This window comes from Pseudoalteromonas sp. meg-B1 (assembly GCF_003173795.1).
GTDB lineage: Bacteria > Pseudomonadota > Gammaproteobacteria > Enterobacterales > Alteromonadaceae > Pseudoalteromonas > Pseudoalteromonas undina.
Map to the genome: position 1 here is coordinate 1 of NZ_QGQU01000004.1, position 17381 is coordinate 17381.

Genomic DNA, 17381 nt, shown 5'->3' on the forward strand with positions numbered 1-17381 from the left:
AGCTCAATGAATTCTGAATTTATTTAATATCTTTCGATATTGAATTGACTGTGCTGAATAACTACCTAAGTAATTATTCTGTTGGTCACTCAGTTTCAATTGAGACTCTAAATTTGTTTGCCTCACTTAGCAAACTAAGCTTGGCTGTTAGAACTCAATCTGTACGAGTGCCCACACAGATGATTGCTTTATATTGTTAAAGAACGTTGCGATTAAAGCGTTAAACTTTATCTCGCTAGGGCTGCGCATATTACGCTTTCCTATTTTTTTGTCAACACTTAATTTTGCTAAACTTGAAAGTTTTCGAAACTAAGTTTTACTCGACTCACTGAGTAGCTCGTGCCTCGCTATGCGTTGGCGTTCCCCGTCTCAGTGGGGTCGCATTATAGGGCTAATCGATTTTAACGCAAGCGTTTTTAAATGCTTTTTTGCATTTAATTTTTACCCCAAAGATACCCCACCTAGGCACACAAGATACCCACAAAACCCTGTGGATAACTCATTTTTTTGCGCTGTTTACTAAACTATTTACTTTGCTTGTGGTAAGTTGCGGCGCATATTTACAACTCGTTCACTAGGCAACACACATGACAGATATAATAAATAGTATAAGTGGTCTCTTATGGGGTCATATTTTAGTGTACTTATTAATAGCCGCTGGGCTATTTTTTACCATACGTCTTGGTTTCATCCAATTTGTACAATTCCCACACATGATTAAAGTCATGTTTCAAAGTCGCCAAGGGTCAGATGGCGGTATTTCCTCTTTTCAAGCTTTCTGTACTTCTTTAGCCGCCCGTGTTGGTACCGGTAATATGGCAGGTGTTGCAGTCGCACTTTATTTAGGTGGTGCTGGTGCTATTTTTTGGATGTGGTTAATTGCTTTGATCGGTATGGCCACTAGTTTTGCAGAAAGCACATTGGCTCAAGCTTACAAAATACGTGATGAAGAAGGCAACTTCCGTGGAGGCCCTGCTTATTATATGGAGTACGGACTTGGCAAGCGCTGGATGGGCATAGTGTTCTCACTATGTTTAATTTTAGCCTTTGGTTTAGTTTTTAATGCGGTACAGTCAAACTCTATCGCTGCAGCTTTTGAAGTCGCCTTTGGTATTCCTAACTATATAGTAGGTATTGCACTTGTAATTGGTTCAGGCATCATAATATTTGGTGGCCTAAAAACAATTTCACGATTTGCTGAATTAGCAGTGCCATTTATGGCCGCTGCCTACTTAATTGTTGCACTGTATATATGTGCTGTAAATTACACTGAGTTGCCTGATGTGTTTATGCATGTAATTAGAAGTGCCTTTGGTCTTGAACAAGCTGGCGCTGGTGCAATTGGTTATGGTGTAATGCAAGCAATGATCCAAGGGATCAAGCGCGGGTTATTCTCAAACGAAGCGGGTATGGGTAGCGCAGCTAACGCTGCAGCAACTGCAACTCCTAACCCACCTCACCCTGCATCACAAGGTTATGTACAAATGCTAGGTGTCTTTGTAGATACCATCATAATTTGTACAGCTACCGCTGCTCTTATTTTATTATCAGAACAGTTAGTACCAGGCTCTGATGTAACGGGTATAGCACTTACACAAGCAGCGCTTGAGGAGCATGTTGGTAGCTGGGGCGCAATATTTGTTGCCGTCGCTATTTTGTTTTTTGCTTTTACATCAATTGTAGCTAACTACTCTTATGCAGAAACGAACTTATTGTTTTTAGAGCATAACCACGCATCTGGCATGCTGATCTTCAGATTATTAGTGTTAGGTATGGTGATGTTTGGTGCCCTTGGTGAATTACCATTAGTGTGGACTCTAGCTGATGTGTCTATGGGCCTAATGGCGATTGTAAACGTAATCGCGCTATTTATGCTCTCAGGAGTTGTGGTATGGCTTGCCAAAGATTACAACGCTCAACGACGTGCTGGAAAGTTACCGACGTTTGATCCAAGTAAAAACAACAAGCTTAATAAAACTATTCCGAAAGGTATTTGGCACAAATAACTTTAAATAGATTTAAGTTAAAAACCCGAAACGGCCATGGCCATTTCGGGTTTTTTATTGTCTAGTACCCATTCGTTTAATTAAGTAGTCTATTTTGAGGTAGAGAAATCGTGTTAATAGCAAAGCAACAATTTCGATGTTTATTAGCGTCAAGTTTCGACTCTCAAAATGATTAAGTATTATTGCGGATTGGTATAAGCCTCGTCTTTATACCAATTCGCTTAATTAAGTGGTCTATTTTGAGGCTGGAAAAACGTGTTGATAGCTAGGCAAAAAATTTGCTATTTAGTTGTTCTAAATGAGACTTTTTTAACGCAGCTAGTGACACGTTTAGCCCCGTAAAATGATTACGTATTATTGCGGATTGGTATTATATTACTAATAGCAGTACCCACCTAGTGAGACCCAATCAAACACATTAGCATCATCAAGCTTCTCATATCCCTTATAAGCGATTAGTTAAACAGTTTACATCAACGCTCTTAATACATTTTGTGGCATTGTAATGGTGTTAATAGAAATAAGCTTATGCCGACTTTCGCTTATGTATCAAACGAAGCACAGCCACCACTTCCATTTAAGAGCCTTGTACCACTGCTTTTATATAAATAGCTTAATATTAGTACTCTATTGTGAGGTATGAAAATCTTATCGATAGCAAAACTTAAATTTAGTATTTTGTTCTAAATGAGAGGTTTTTTCCGTAGCTAGCGTCAGGTTTGAGCTATAAAAATGATCAGTGGTAATATATTGATGGGATAAGCTTTTGAAAAATGTGAGACTTAAAGATCTCAAACAAACGTAGTAATTTAGTGTAAGGAATAAGATAGTAGTTTGATGATGCGATTTTATAATTAATGGTTTAATAAAATAATGATTAAACTAGAATAAACAAGGAAAGTATAAAGTGGTGCCCGAGGCCGGACTTGAACCGGCACGACTTGTTAGTCGAGGGATTTTAAATCCCTTGTGTCTACCAATTCCACCACTCGGGCATCGAGTTTGCTAATTAAAGCGTGTGGAGTAATTATTTGGAGGCGGAACCCGGAGTCGAACCGAGGTAAACGGATTTGCAATCCGGTGCATGGCCACTCTGCCATTCCGCCTAAACATATCAAATAATTTGGAGCGGCACACGAGGCTCGAACTCGTGACCTCGACCTTGGCAAGGTCGCGCTCTACCAACTGAGCTAGTGCCGCATAAAACTTTATCAGTAATTTGTACGTTGGTGCGCGACCATGTCGCGGTAAAACGTTCTGGCAACTGAGTTAGTGCCTCATAAAATAAGTATTTATCAACTTTTAATTAACTTGGTCAATAATTAAAAGTGGTGCCCGAGGCCGGACTTGAACCGGCACGACTTGTTAGTCGAGGGATTTTAAATCCCTTGTGTCTACCAATTCCACCACTCGGGCATCGAGTTTGCTATTTAAAGCAAGTGGATAAAACTAATATGGAGCGGCACACGAGGCTCGAACTCGTGACCTCGACCTTGGCAAGGTCGCGCTCTACCAACTGAGCTAGTGCCGCATCATATTAATTCTAAATAATTTTTTATAAGTTACATATTGGTGTATGTAACCAAACCACAAAGTGGTGCCCGAGGCCGGACTTGAACCGGCACGACTTGTTAGTCGAGGGATTTTAAATCCCTTGTGTCTACCAATTCCACCACTCGGGCATCGAGTTTGCTAATTAAAGCGTGTGGAGTGTTGATTGGAGGCGGAACCCGGAGTCGAACCGGGGTAAACGGATTTGCAATCCGGTGCATGGCCACTCTGCCATTCCGCCTCAATACTAGGTTAGCTTTAAGATAAACTGGAGCGGCACACGAGGCTCGAACTCGTGACCTCGACCTTGGCAAGGTCGCGCTCTACCAACTGAGCTAGTGCCGCTTTATGTTTATCTAGGGGGCTATGCCCTCTCAACACGGACGCATTCTACAGAGATTATTAAACGCGTCAACACAAAAAATGCTACTTTTGAACTGTTTGATTATTTTTTATCTAAAATGGTGCGTTATTAGACGTTTACAATCAATTTTTGGTCAATTCTCCCCATGCTGCAACTAAATATTGCACCATAGAACTAAGCGTTAAAAATGTGGCTATATAAAGCAAGCCATAACTTAAATACATCATCCAGCTATCGTACTGCCAAATTAAACCGATAATGGCTAACATTTGAGCTGCGGTTTTTAACTTACCCATATCGGATACAGCTACGTTACCGCGTTTCCCCTGTTCAGCCATCCATTCGCGTAGCGCCGATATAACAATTTCACGGCTAATAATAATAAGCGCGGGTATGGTCATATACAAAGATTGGTAATGCTCAGATAATGCAACCAAGGCAGCACACACCATTACTTTATCAGCAACCGGGTCTAAAAATGCACCAAAAGGCGTTGATTGCTCAAGTTTACGGGCTAAATAGCCATCAAGTATATCTGTGATCGAAGCCAGCCAAAAAATAAAGGCAGCAACAAAGAATGCCCATGAATAAGGCATATAAAATATCACCAAAAAAATGGGGATAAGAAAGAGTCTAAACGTTGTGAGTGTGTTTGGAATATTCCACATAACTACTTGGATATGTCTTTTTTTCTATATTCGCACATAGGGCTAGCCCTTGTCATGCAAATGGTTAAATATCTTCTCAGCCATGTCAGGACTGATCCCAGGAACTTTCTTTAGCTGTTCTATATTAGCAGCTTTTACACCTTGCATGCCCCCTAAATATTTTAATAATGTTTGTCGACGCTTTGAACCAACGCCATCTATTTCTTCTAGTAACGACTGAGTGCGTTGTTTTTGCCGCTTATTACGGTGCCCTGCAATTGCAAAACGATGGGATTCATCGCGTATATGCTGGATCAAATGAAGCGCTGGTGCATCAGAATCCATAGGAATTGTTTTACGCCCGCCATCTATAAGCAAGGTTTCAAGACCCGGCTTACGGCTAGTGCCTTTTGCAACACCGACTAATAGCGGCATTTTTGTATGCGGCCAGTTTTCGAAGTATTGCTCTGCTCTACCTAATTGACCTTTACCACCATCGATAAAAATAACATCGGGAATTTTCTCCTCATCAACCAACTTGTTGTAACGTTTGTTTAGTGCAAATTCCATAGCGGCGTAATCATCACCACCGGTAATACCGGTCACGTTGTAACGACGATACTCTTTATTGTTAGGGCCTTGAGAATCAAATACAACACAACTGGCCACTGTGTTTTCACCCATGGTGTGACTGATATCAAAACATTCCATGCGATTAATATCATCAAGACGCAAAGTAGCCTTTAATTGCGCATAACGCTTGTTTATCGAGTCTTGAGTGCTTTGCTTAACCGTAATGCTATTTAATGCATTTTTATTCGCTAACTGTAAGTACTGTGCTCGCTCACCACGGGTTACCACTTTAAGCGATACCTTACGTTCACTAATTTGGGTCAAGGCTTCACCTAGTGCATCACTTTCTTCTATTTCAAATGGTAAAATGATTTCTTTAGCAATGCGCCCTGTCGCACCTGGAGCTAAATAATATTGACCTAAGAAAGAGGTTAAAATTTCTTGCTCTTGTGAGTCTTTAGGCACCTTTGGAAAATAAGTTTTACTACCCAGCACTTTATGATCGCGAATCATTAATAGATGAATCCCATTTAAACCGTTTAAATGGGCAAAGCCGACCACATCCATTTCCGCAAAATTGCCAGAGATAGATTGCTGCTCCTGCATTTTACGCAGCAACATAATTTGGTCGCGAACTTTAGCTGCAAGTTCAAAATTAAGCTGCTCACTGGCTTTTTCCATTTTAGCAATGAGATCGGCTATTACTTCATGAGATTTACCAGTTAAAAACTTGCGGACATAATCAACTTGCTGCGCGTATTCATCTTCAGAGACTTTATTTACACACGGCGCAGAGCAGCGTTTTAATTGATACTGTAAGCAAGGGCGACTACGCGCACGGTAGTAGGCATCTTCGCATTGACGTACCGGAAATATTTTTTGCATTAAGCGTAAGCTTTCTGAAACCGCCCCCGCGCTTGGAAACGGACCAAAATATTCACCTTTTACTTTTCTGCTACCACGATGAAAGGCTAAGCGAGGATGCTTATGATTAGTGAGCAGTATGTAAGGGTACGACTTATCATCACGTAACAGAATATTATAACGTGGCTGATATTTTTTAATGAGGTTGTTTTCGAGCAGTAAAGCTTCTGTCTCTGTATTAGTAAGCGTGACTTCAATATTACAAATATTACTTACTAAAACACGGGTTTTACTATCGGTTATATTACTACGAAAGTAACTACTTACCCGCTTTTTTAAACTTTTAGCTTTACCGACATAGATAACTTGGTTGTCATTATCGAGCATGCGATAAACGCCAGGCTCACTCGATAATGTTTTTAAAAACTGGACATGATCAAATTCAGACATATATACCGACTAGTAAGAGATATCTATATCAATCATTTTGTAACGTATGGCTAAATGAGTAAGCTCTACATCGCCTCCTACGTTAAGCTTTTCAAACATGCGATAGCGATAACTGTTTACTGTTTTAGAACTTAAATTTAAGCGATCAGCAATATCCTGTGCTTTTTCACCTTTGGTGATCATCAGCATAATTTGTAGTTCACGCTCGGATAGACTTTGAAATGGGTTTTCATCGGTACGCCCGGTTACCTGCGCAAGTGCAATCTGTTGCGCTATTTCTGGAGCAATATAGCGTTGTCCTGCATGCACACAGCGTATAGCGCGAACCATTTCATCAGATCCAGCACCTTTGGTTAAAAAGCCATGAGCACCAATTTGCATGACCTTACTTGGAAATGGGTCTTCGCAATTAACAGTAAGCACAATAATTTTTACATCAGGGCAGTAACGGCAAATCTTTTTAGTTGCCTCAAGCCCGCCCATACCAGGCATGTTCATATCCATTAACACTATATTTGGCGCATGCTGACGACAAAACTGCACAGCCTCTTCGCCTGTTTTAGCTTCACCTATTACTTTAAAACCACGTATATCATCAAGAATACGTCTGATCCCTGTGCGCACAAGTTCATGGTCATCAACTAAAAGTACGTTAATCAATGGAACACCCTCACTAGCCTAATAAGATGCAAGTTAAAAAATTAATTCTCAACATTAGCATAGATACTACGAAACCATAACTAATATTATGCTTTCGTAATCGGTCTTTATGACCGATATGATTAAAAGCGTATTTACCTATAGCAGGTAAATACGCCCCAATGATTTATGCTGACGCCTTTTCACTAAAACGGTCTACCCATAAAGCAATAATACCATCGCCAGTTACATTACACGCAGTGCCGAAGCTGTCTTGCGCTAGGTAAAGTGCAATCATTAGTGCCACCGCACCTTCGTTGAAACCAACCATGCTAGTTAATAAACCTAACGCCGACATTACCGCACCACCTGGGGCGCCTGGCGCTGCAATCATCACTACACCTAACATCATAATGAATGGCAACATAGCCATTAGTGAAGGTACTTCCATGCTAGGCGATAAAAACATTACAGCCATAGCACAGGTAACTATTGTAATTGTTGAACCTGATAAATGAATAGTGGCGCATAATGGCACTGTAAAGTTAGCTACATCCTCTTTAACGTTATTTGCTTTACTTGATTGCAAAGATACTGGAATGGTTGCCGCACTCGACATGGTTCCTAATGCAGTAAAGTACGCAGGTAACATATTTTTAATTAGCTCAATAGGATTACGCTTAAGTAATAGGCCTGAGGTAATGTATAAAACACTCAACCATAACCAATGCATCACTAACGCAGCAATAAGTACTACACCAAATGCTTGTAATGTATCAACAACGGTGCCTGCTACGGTCATTTCAGCAAATACACCTGCAATGTAAAACGGTAATGCCGGAATAATTACTTTTGAAAGTAAACCATCAATAATATCGCGCCCCTGATCCGACACAGTTTTTAATGTGTCTAAGCCAAGCTGGCTCATACCAATACCAAATACAAATGCTGTAACTAAAGCAGTCATTACACCCATTAATGGTGGAATTTCTAAGTCAATAAAGCTACCTACTTCAGTCACTGCTTCAGCTTCAAATGAAATACCGCCGCTTAAAAACGGAATAACCGCTGTTACTAATAAAAACGCCAAGGTACCAGCTATAATTGTTGAGCCATACGCAAAACCCACCGTTTTTCCCAGTAGATGCCCTGATCCTTTAGGAAGCCCGGCAATCCCAGAGGCAATAAAAAATAAAATAATCAGTGGAATTGTAAAACTAATAAGCTGGCCGATAAGCTCTTTTACTGTGTATAAAAGCTCAACGCCAGTTAAGGGAATGTAGAGCCCGACTAAGATACCGGCCACAATACCGGCAATTAATTTTAAGATTAACTTCATGGTGATTACTTTATTGAATTTAGATAATGTGTTTTTACCATGTTTTGAATAGTTTGTGTCAATAAACTGTTCAACCGCAGTTCATTTGCACAATTAACCAACAAAATATAAGTGTGATGTGTTGATTTGTTTAAATAACGACTACATAAAGAAAAGATAAAGTACAAAGTTAAAAACGAATAAATGATTTCAAGTTCGCCTTTTTAATAACTAAAAAATTAACAGATTGAGTTTTTAGTTCAATCCGTTATAAGCGTAATTAATATATGTTATAGCCAAAGCTTACTTTAACTTTTTTTATCTCACAGTAAAGTAGGCTTATAAAGTTAACAGAATAGCTGTTAACGTGTTGATCAGATTGTACCTAAAGGAACATTATGTCTACTATTTTTGAAGATAACTCACTAAGCATCGGTAACACACCGTTGGTAAAACTTAACCGTGTTACAGGTGGGAATGTATACGCTAAAGTTGAATCACGTAATCCTAGCTTTAGTATAAAATGCCGTATTGGTGCATCAATGATTTGGGAAGCTGAAAAATCAGGTCAACTAACCAAAGACAAAGAACTTATAGAGCCAACATCAGGCAATACGGGTATTGCATTGGCATTTGTAGCGGCTTCTCGCGGTTACAAACTAACGCTTACAATGCCAAACACCATGAGCTTAGAACGTCGTAAACTATTAAAGGCACTCGGTGCTAACCTAGTGCTCACAGATGGCGCTAAGGGTATGAATGGCGCTATTGCTAAAGCCAAAGAAATTCAAGCAGCAGATCCAGATAAGTTTATTTTGCTACAACAGTTCGAAAACCCGGCAAACCCAAAAATTCACTTTGAAACAACGGGTCCGGAAATCTTTAATGCACTCGATGGCAAAATCGATTTCTTTGTTGCAGGTGTTGGTACAGGCGGTACGATTACAGGCGTTAGTCGTTATCTTAAAAAAGAAAAAGGCTTAAATGTAAAATCAATCGCTGTAGAACCAAGCCACTCGCCAGTTATTAGTCAAACGCTTGCTGGTGAAGAGGTAAAACCAGGACCACATAAAATACAAGGCATTGGCGCAGGCTTTATTCCTGGGAATTTAGACCTATCAATTATTGATGGCGTAGAACAAGTGTCTAATGATGAATGTATCGCAATGTGTCATGAACTAATGAAAAAAGAAGGGATCTTAGTCGGTATTTCATCGGGTGCAGCCGTGGTTGCAGCAAAGCGTATTGCTGAGCGTCCTGAAAATGCAGATAAAAGCATTGTGGTTATTTTACCAAGCGCAACAGAGCGTTACTTATCAAGCCCCATGTTTGATGAAGAGTTTTCCGAGCAAGAGCTTGTTCAGTAATCGAACAACACTATTAAAAAAGGATGTTTTTTAACATCCTTTTTTATTGCTTTTTTAATAAGTTAACACCTATTTAGTCCTATCCTCTTTACATCTCCTCCATTCCATCACACACTTTGTGTATGAGTAATCAACCTGACCAAATATGAAAACAATTTTAACTTCTTTTGTGCTCATTTTTAGTATTCTGATCGTTGGCTGTAATGACAATACTAAACCTAAAGAACAGTACATTGACAATGATCGTCCAGGCGATACCGCCACAGTGTATTTTGATGCGCTTTATAATCAGCATAACTTGCAAAAAGCCAGTAATTTCGCAACGCCTAAGCTAGCTCGCATAATGAAATCTTACGGTACAGCAAAACAATTTGCCCGTAGTCTTATTAATTTACAATTCGATGAGGTGGTAATTGAAATTGATATGTCAAATTCAAGCCTGCGAGAACAGTACGGTAATCACGCTAAGATAAATATTGTATTTACTGGTTATTTTAATGGAAAAAAAATTGATGACTTTCGCAGTATCGAAATGCTAAAAATAAAAGGTAAATGGTACGTAGATAAAATCATCGCCGATCCTTACGGGCGCTGATCAACGTTCAATCTAAAAATATATAAAAAAGCCTTAAATTATAAGTTTAAGGCTTTTTTAGTGCTTTAGTACAATGTTAGAAATCCTCAGGTTTAAAATTATCTACCGCAATAGCCTGCATTCGTAATTTATTAGCATGATGCATAGCTTCAGCATCTAATTTAGTAAGTAACTCATGTTCAAGAGCGTACTCAATAGCTTGTTCGATATCAAAAGTTGCAGGTACCTTACCTTTTCGTTGCCACTGTTTTAACTGTTTAAATTGATTTTGCATATCGTGCATCGCTAAAAAAGCATTTTCCATCACCCCTGTGCCTGCATTCTCATCAACGTAACACAAATGAGTAAGCCTGTTTCGAAACACGCCTGGTTGAGTCATATGCTCACAAATACGTTGTGAAGTAGCATCACTTGGTTTGTGATAATGATTACCTAACGGAAACACAATGCGTTTAAGGGCAAAGTTAACCACCGGGTTAGAGAAATTTTTAAAGAAACCGTCAAATGCTTGACCTATTTCATATAATGACGTCTCTATTGCATACTTAACAAAAGGTAAATCAGCTTGTTGACGCCCTTCATCTTCAAAACGTTTTAACACGGTAGAAGCAATATACAAATGACTTAATACATCGCCTAAACGTGCCGATATCATTTCTTTGCGTTTAAGTTCACCACCTAACATCAACATTGCAACATCTGTTGTAAACGCAAGTCCTCGGCTCATTCTCCCTAATTGTTTATAGTAGGCCGCGGTTTCTCCGCACACAGGTGCTTTGGCAAAGTGGCTGCGAGTTAAACCATGCACTAAAGCCATGCTTGCATTGCCAATAGCAAACACTATGTGGTTCATCAATAGACCATCAAATTGCTCTAATGCCGCGTCATCATCTTCCATTGAAGCCGCTTCCATTTCTTTTAATACAAACGGATGACAACGAGTAGCGCCTTGGCCAAATATCATTAAATTACGAGTTAAAATATTAGCGCCCTCAACAGTAATCGAAACCGGAATGCCCATATAGCCATGTGCTAAATAGTTATTAGGCCCAACCTGAATCCCTTTACCTGCATGAATGTCCATCGCATCATTCATTACTGTTCGACCCATTTCGGTCATATGGTATTTTGCAATAGCTGTTACTACTGATGGACTTAGTTTTAAATCAATAGCACCAGCTGTCATTAATCTGCACGATTCCAGCGCATAAGTTAGGCCACCAATACGTGCTAACCCTTCTTGAACCCCTTCAAATTGACCAATTGACACACCAAACTGTTGTCGAACAACAGAATAAGCCGAAGTCATTTTAGCCGCTAAATGCCCTGTTGCAGTGCTTAATGCCGGTAACGAAATACCACGCCCTGCACTTAAACATTCAACTAGCATGCGCCAACCTCGTCCTGCCCCTTGCTGACCACCTATAATCCAATCAAGCGGAATAAATACATCTTTACCGTACGTTGTGCCATTCATAAACGCCATATTTAGGGGGTAATGACGCTCACCTGTTTTAACACCTGGGTGATTGGTTGGAATGAGTGCACACGTAATGCCAAGCTCTTTTTCATCGCCTAACAACCCATCTGGATCGTACATTTTAAATGCAAGCCCTAACACAGTCGCAACTGGCGCAAGTGTGATATAGCGTTTTGACCAATTTAAACGCAGCCCCAACACTTCCTTACCATCATGCTCGCCTTTGCACACCACGCCAGAATCAGGAATACTGCCAGCATCTGAGCCAGCCTCAGGGCCCGTTAATGCAAAACAAGGCACATCGTCGCCTTTTGCAAGGCTAGGTAGCCAGCGCTCTTGTTGCTCAGTTGTTCCGTAGTGCAGTAATAACTCACCAGGACCTAAGCTATTGGGTACCATGACCGTCACGGCAGCTGTTAAGCTTTTAGTCGCAATTTTTGACACTATGGTGGAATTAGCAATAGCAGAGAATTCAAGACCCCCAAATTTTTCTGGGATGATCATTGCAAAAAACCCTTCGGTTTTTAAAAAGTCCCAAACCTCTTTAGGTAAATCTTTGTCTTTTTGTACAATTTTATAGTCATCAAGCATGGCTAATAAAGTTTCAACTTGATTATCTATAAATGCAGTTTCTTTTTCACTTAACTGTGGACGCGGATAGTTGTGTAATTTTTGCCAATCAGGATCACCACTAAATAGCTCGCCATCCCACCAAACATCGCCTGCTTCCATGGCTTCTCGCTCTGTTTGCGATAATGGCGGTAATACTTTTTTAAACATTTTAAAAGTGGGTCGAGTAATTAAATTAAGGCGGATATCTTTAATTGCAAACACCACGATCACCACAACCAGCAATATAATAAATACTGACATAAACACATTCCTTTACAGTTATAAAAACATTGATTTAATTATGACCGATCTTAATTTAAATACAATGGGCTGTCAGAGGAGTGCCACTAAATGATGAGCCGATTCTATTGTAATTAAAATATAACGATAAAGTAGAGTTACGCATTTATTACACACAGCAAAAAGCCCACAAAGTGTGGGCTTTTTACTACTTAACTGGTTTTAATTTATGCGATTAAACGCTTAATTAAAACTGAAAACGCATGTTAGCAAAGTAAGCATCGTTATCTGAGTCATCTGCGTTGTTGCCGTAACCCACTTTTAAACCAATGTTTTTATTGATGAAGTGTTGAGCACCAAAGCTGTAGTTGTCTTCTTTATCGTAAGATGCAAATACAGAAGTCGCTTTAGAGAAGTAGTAGTTTGTTTCTACGTTCCATTGGTCATCTGCTTCGTCAAGGCTTACAAATGTACCTTCTACTGTTAAGTAGTTACCTTGTTGTAAATCAACAAAGTATTTAGCAGCTACTGAACGAGAATCAAAATCATCATCTGATTCTACAGTGATACCTACGTAATCTGTATCGTTTAGCATGTGGTTGTATGCTAAAGAAAAGAATGTAACGTTATCACCATCTTTTTGATCAACAAATCTTACTTTTGCAAGTAAATCTGGGTTAAAGAAATAACCAGCAGAAAGTGTGTATGACTCGTTGTTAGAGTTGTAATCAGCATTTTGATAAGACGCACCAACAACAAAATCTTCAACGAAGTATTCACCGCCAATAGCAGTCACATCGCCAAAATCGTCATCAGCGTAGCCACCAAATACGTTGCTTTGCTTATTGATGTATTCGAATTGATCGTATGGACCTAGTGTGCTCTTTGGAGAGAAGTAGTAAGTAGAGTCCACGCTGATAGTATCGTTGTTATCAGTATCTGTGTAGTTTAAGTTACTGATTGATTGATAGCTATCTGCAGCGTGTGCAGCACTTGATAATAAAAGACCTGAAATAATAATTGCTAACTTTTTCATAATGAAACATCCCTATGTACATTGTTTTTGTACTTTAACTACATTGCTAAAGTGGGGGTATGCTAACGCCGCGAAACTGAACGAAAACTGAATCAAGCAATTGTATTTGTTAGGGAATTTGTAAGAAAGTGTTGGAGTAATTTATGTTAAAGTAATCGCAACAAGCTGTAAACAATTACTTTAATTTTACACCGATTTTTGTTTGTTTCTATAATGAATACTGGCTAATTATCCTATAAACATCATTTATGTTATCACCAGCTTTAAAGTCTTTGCTGATAGGGTTTGGATCAGATCCAACCCAAATTTTCAGTTCTGCATCTAAATCAAAGTGCCCCGCACTTTCTTTGCTGAACTTAGTTATCTTAGAGTAAGCAATACTGATCATTTCCATTTTAGAACCAGTCACACCTTGTTTATCTAATAAAATTAGTCGCTTATTAGTAAAGATAAACATATCACGAACTACTTTATACGCCTTTTCAACTCGCTCACCTTCAATAAGCGTATTAGCCAATACTTTTTCTAAATCGGCGTCATCCACTTCACTGGCGTTACCCATTAAACCACTAAATAATCCCATTACAGTTTCTCCTGTTTAAATATTTGATTTTCTAGAGTATGACCATTTACTAACTGCCTATACTGCCAATTATGTTGGTGGCAAAATTGCAATAGCGCGATGTCAAGTGAATCGCTAGTTGGTTGATACTCAATCACATACTCTTTATGTTGGCTCATATAAACACGGCTCACACCATCAATTGCTTGCAGTTGTTGCTCCACATTTTGATATGCTTCACTTAGCATTAAGGTATAAAAGTGCTTATCAGTATTCGCCGCTTTAGTTTGGTGCTCGCTTAATATACCTTTGTCTAAATGTAGTACTTGAGAACATAATCGTTCGAGTTCAGTTAAATCATGAGAGCTTAAAATAAACGTCGCTTGAGACGACAGCTCAGACACCAGCTCTCTGACCTCTCTGGCATGAATCGGATCAAGTCCTGCTGTGGCCTCATCTAACATCACAATTTGCGGTGAACCAATTAATGCTTGTGCTATGGTTACGCGCTTGCGCATACCGTGAGATAAGTCCCCTGCGCGGTTTTTTGCAACCTCGCTAAGACCCACTAAATCTAATACTCGAAGTGCTTCTATTTGGCTTTGCTTGGTGCTCATACCTTGTAGCTTGGCATAAAAGCTAAGTTGTTTATCTATATTAAAACGCGGATCTAGCTGTGCATCTTGTGGTAACGCACTCACTTTATTAAATAAAGCCGCGCTACCTGGTTTATGGCCGAGTATTTCAAGCTCACCCATGCTAGGTGCGATATAGCCACACAACAAACTAAATAAAGTGGTTTTCCCTGCGCCATTAGGGCCAACTAATGCAACTGGCGCGCCTTTTTGAATCTCAAAATTCACATTATCAAGAGCCAGTTTTGAGCCGTATGATTTACTTAAATTACGCCCTGTTATTAATGATTTCATAATGAGCTCCTTGCAAAAATACGTTGGGCAACTGCAAGTAACACCGCTGTTTGCACAAGTGGAATAGCTAATGCGCTCAATAACGGTAAGTTTTGTCCAGCTAATAACTCTATTTGCACACCAGGGAATAAATAATCAAGCACACTTAATGCGGGTATTTGCCACTCCAGTAATCCAACAATAATGCCGCCGGCTGTGAAATATAAAATAGCTAATACAATAGATAAGCGAGATGAGCTCGCAAAAGTATTAATTAAGCTCATTAAGGCTACAAACGGCGTAAAAGTAACAATGAGTATTAAAAATATTGAAACAGCACGACCAAGGCCACCAGCAAGTAAGCTTGGCTCGCGAAACCCGAGCACCGCCAATGTCGCTATAAGCGTGATGCCAACTAAACAGGTTAGTACCGCTAACTGCCCTAAAAAACGACCAAAGAGTATTTCAAAGCGAGTTGAGCGTAATGATAAAAACCTTAGCGTACCGCGCTCTCTATCACCCACAGTTTGATCACTACAAATAAATAAGCTAAAAACAGGAAAACTATACAAAGCAATAAGCCAATACATAGCAAATTCGGCTTCAGGCCAATCAAGTAACTTACTTAATCCAATAGAGCCGGAAATATCACGGGCTATTTGTTCAAAATCTGGCGAGCTGATTATGCCTACAGCTTGGCCTATGGGGTAACGTAAAATAACAAGCCACACTAGCGCAAAAGCCGCCAGTGCAATAAGTCCTCGTTTAGTTAAAAACATACGTACCAGCTCAAAACCCGCGATTTGGGTTAAGCGCCTTACGTTAACTGGTGATGGTGTTGCCATTGACTATCCTTAATGACGTTGTTCATACTTTAAAATAAGCGTTATTTAACAACACTAAGTGTAAACACGTTGAATTGCTAGCAAAAAAAAGCCTACTCAGAGGTAGGCTTTGTAACAAATAATGTAATTTAACCAATTAGTAATTATAAATGTTGCTCATAAATAGCTAATGCTTGCTGTAAGTCGGCAATTAAATCTTCAACATCTTCCAAACCAATGTGCAAACGAATAACAGGTCCATGCTCCCATCCTGTTTGCGAGCGCAGCCCTTTCATTGATAGGTTTGCCGTTACTAAGCTCTCAAAGCCCCCCCACGAAAAGCCCATTTTGAAATGTTGTAAGCTATCTAAAAAAGCATCTATGGCGTGTTGATTACCCGCTTTCATTACAAACGAAAATAAACCATTACTGCCGTCAAAATCGCGTTTGAAAAATTCATGGCCTGGGCATGTTGTAAACGCAGGATGGCGAATATGATCAACCAACGCATGTTGCTCAAGCCATTTTGCTACTTCTAGCGCGGCTTTTTCATGCTGATTTAATCGCACTGCCATGGTACGCAAGCCTCGTAGTGCTAAATACGCATCATCTGCACTGGTACATTGCCCGAGTAAATAAGAGTGTTCACGAAGTGTTGGCCAATACTTTTTATTAGCTACAGCAACCCCCATCATCACATCAGAGTGGCCAACAATATATTTGGTGGCGGCTTGAATACTAATATCAACACCATGTTCAAGCGGACGATAATGCAAGCCATTGCCATAGGTGTTATCAAGCACTGTCATTACATTATGATCGTTTGCCACTTTTACCATGGCGGGAACGTCTTGAACTTCCATGGTAATTGAACCCGGAGACTCTAAAAACAACATTTTGGTATTGTCTTGAATGTACTCTTTTATGTCTGCGCCAATCATGGGCGGATAATAGGTCGTACTAATACCCAACCCAGCTAATATCTTGTCGCAAAAATCACGGGTTGGCTCGTAAACAGTGTCCACTATTAAAATATGATCACCTGACTTTAAAAACGATAACAGAGTTTGGCTTATCGCTGCCGCGCCACATGGGTATAACGCACAGCCCTCACCGCCTTCGAGTTCGGTAATTGCCTCTTGCAGAGCAAAATGAGTGGTCGTCCCTCTGCGGCCATAAAACAAGGTTTTGTCGCCACGTGTTTTAGCCGCTTCTTTAAGCTCACTCACAGAATCAAACACAATCGTTGAAGCGCGCTGTATCACTGGATTAACTACGCCATGGGTGTACGCTTTTTTGCGCCCTGATGACACTAATTGGGTATTTTTATTTTTGCTCGACATGA

The 17381-nt window shown here is 39.8% G+C and carries 13 protein-coding genes and 8 tRNA genes; 3 read left to right on the forward strand and 18 right to left on the reverse strand.

Going from position 1 to position 17381, the window contains the following annotated elements:
• Positions 1 to 587 precede the first annotated feature (587 nt).
• Positions 588 to 2006: a sodium:alanine symporter family protein gene (locus DK924_RS14035; RefSeq protein WP_010391487.1), complete on the forward strand. Its 1419-nt coding sequence runs from the start codon at positions 588 to 590 to the stop codon at positions 2004 to 2006.
• 908 nt (positions 2007 to 2914) lie between these two features.
• On the opposite strand, the gene DK924_RS14040 is transcribed toward DK924_RS14035, so the two are convergent.
• The 12 genes from DK924_RS14040 to DK924_RS14095 form a co-directional block, all read right to left on the reverse strand.
• Positions 2915 to 3001 (reverse strand) — tRNA-Leu (locus DK924_RS14040).
• Between the two features lie 37 nt (positions 3002 to 3038).
• Positions 3039 to 3112 (reverse strand) — tRNA-Cys (locus tag DK924_RS14045).
• 18 nt (positions 3113 to 3130) lie between these two features.
• Positions 3131 to 3206, reverse strand: a tRNA-Gly gene (locus tag DK924_RS14050).
• Positions 3207 to 3335: 129 nt separating this feature from the next.
• Positions 3336 to 3422 (reverse strand) — tRNA-Leu (locus tag DK924_RS14055).
• A gap of 39 nt (positions 3423 to 3461) precedes the next feature.
• A tRNA-Gly gene (locus tag DK924_RS14060) sits at positions 3462 to 3537 on the reverse strand.
• A gap of 64 nt (positions 3538 to 3601) precedes the next feature.
• Positions 3602 to 3688, reverse strand: a tRNA-Leu gene (locus DK924_RS14065).
• Between the two features lie 36 nt (positions 3689 to 3724).
• Positions 3725 to 3798: transfer RNA gene (locus DK924_RS14070), tRNA-Cys, on the reverse strand.
• A 28-nt stretch (positions 3799 to 3826) separates the two neighbouring features.
• Positions 3827 to 3902: transfer RNA gene (locus DK924_RS14075), tRNA-Gly, on the reverse strand.
• 141 nt (positions 3903 to 4043) lie between these two features.
• Entirely contained in the window at positions 4044 to 4589 is a 546-nt protein-coding gene (gene pgsA, locus DK924_RS14080; RefSeq protein WP_036933597.1) for a CDP-diacylglycerol--glycerol-3-phosphate 3-phosphatidyltransferase, read from the reverse strand.
• Positions 4590 to 4631: 42 nt separating this feature from the next.
• Entirely contained in the window at positions 4632 to 6455 is a 1824-nt protein-coding gene (gene uvrC / locus DK924_RS14085) for an excinuclease ABC subunit UvrC (protein ID WP_010391485.1), read from the reverse strand.
• A gap of 9 nt (positions 6456 to 6464) precedes the next feature.
• The gene (gene uvrY, locus DK924_RS14090; protein ID WP_010391483.1) at positions 6465 to 7115 is read right to left on the reverse strand and encodes a UvrY/SirA/GacA family response regulator transcription factor; all 651 of its coding nucleotides are present in this window, start codon (positions 7113 to 7115) and stop codon (positions 6465 to 6467) included.
• 166 nt (positions 7116 to 7281) lie between these two features.
• Entirely contained in the window at positions 7282 to 8433 is a 1152-nt protein-coding gene (locus DK924_RS14095; RefSeq protein WP_109875497.1) for a dicarboxylate/amino acid:cation symporter, read from the reverse strand.
• A gap of 377 nt (positions 8434 to 8810) precedes the next feature.
• Between DK924_RS14095 and cysK the strand changes: the two genes are divergently transcribed.
• Both cysK and DK924_RS14105 read left to right on the forward strand, forming a co-directional pair.
• A complete protein-coding gene (gene cysK / locus DK924_RS14100) occupies positions 8811 to 9779 on the forward strand; it encodes a cysteine synthase A (RefSeq protein ID WP_054202191.1) in 969 nt (322 codons plus the stop codon).
• Positions 9780 to 9924: 145 nt separating this feature from the next.
• Positions 9925 to 10374, forward strand: coding sequence for a hypothetical protein (locus DK924_RS14105; RefSeq protein ID WP_010391478.1), 450 nt, complete (start codon positions 9925 to 9927; stop codon positions 10372 to 10374).
• A gap of 76 nt (positions 10375 to 10450) precedes the next feature.
• On the opposite strand, the gene DK924_RS14110 is transcribed toward DK924_RS14105, so the two are convergent.
• The 6 genes from DK924_RS14110 to DK924_RS14135 all read right to left on the reverse strand — a co-directional run bounded on the left by DK924_RS14110 (position 10451) and on the right by DK924_RS14135 (position 17379).
• A complete protein-coding gene (locus DK924_RS14110) occupies positions 10451 to 12727 on the reverse strand; it encodes an acyl-CoA dehydrogenase (RefSeq protein ID WP_109875498.1) in 2277 nt (758 codons plus the stop codon).
• 226 nt (positions 12728 to 12953) lie between these two features.
• Entirely contained in the window at positions 12954 to 13742 is a 789-nt protein-coding gene (locus DK924_RS14115; protein WP_010391475.1) for a putative porin, read from the reverse strand.
• A gap of 208 nt (positions 13743 to 13950) precedes the next feature.
• Complete coding sequence (locus DK924_RS14120) at positions 13951 to 14325, reverse strand: PH domain-containing protein (protein ID WP_008111597.1); 375 nt, start codon at positions 14323 to 14325, stop codon at positions 13951 to 13953.
• Complete coding sequence (locus tag DK924_RS14125; RefSeq protein WP_109875499.1) at positions 14325 to 15233, reverse strand: ABC transporter ATP-binding protein; 909 nt, start codon at positions 15231 to 15233, stop codon at positions 14325 to 14327. The genes DK924_RS14120 and DK924_RS14125 overlap by 1 nt, the downstream gene beginning before the upstream one ends.
• Positions 15230 to 16057 (reverse strand): ABC transporter permease subunit, encoded by an 828-nt coding sequence (locus DK924_RS14130; protein WP_109875500.1) that lies wholly within the window; start codon positions 16055 to 16057, stop codon positions 15230 to 15232. The genes DK924_RS14125 and DK924_RS14130 overlap by 4 nt, the downstream gene beginning before the upstream one ends.
• A 143-nt stretch (positions 16058 to 16200) precedes the next feature.
• Complete coding sequence (locus DK924_RS14135; RefSeq protein ID WP_109875501.1) at positions 16201 to 17379, reverse strand: cystathionine beta-lyase; 1179 nt, start codon at positions 17377 to 17379, stop codon at positions 16201 to 16203.
• Positions 17380 to 17381: the final 2 nt, after the last annotated feature.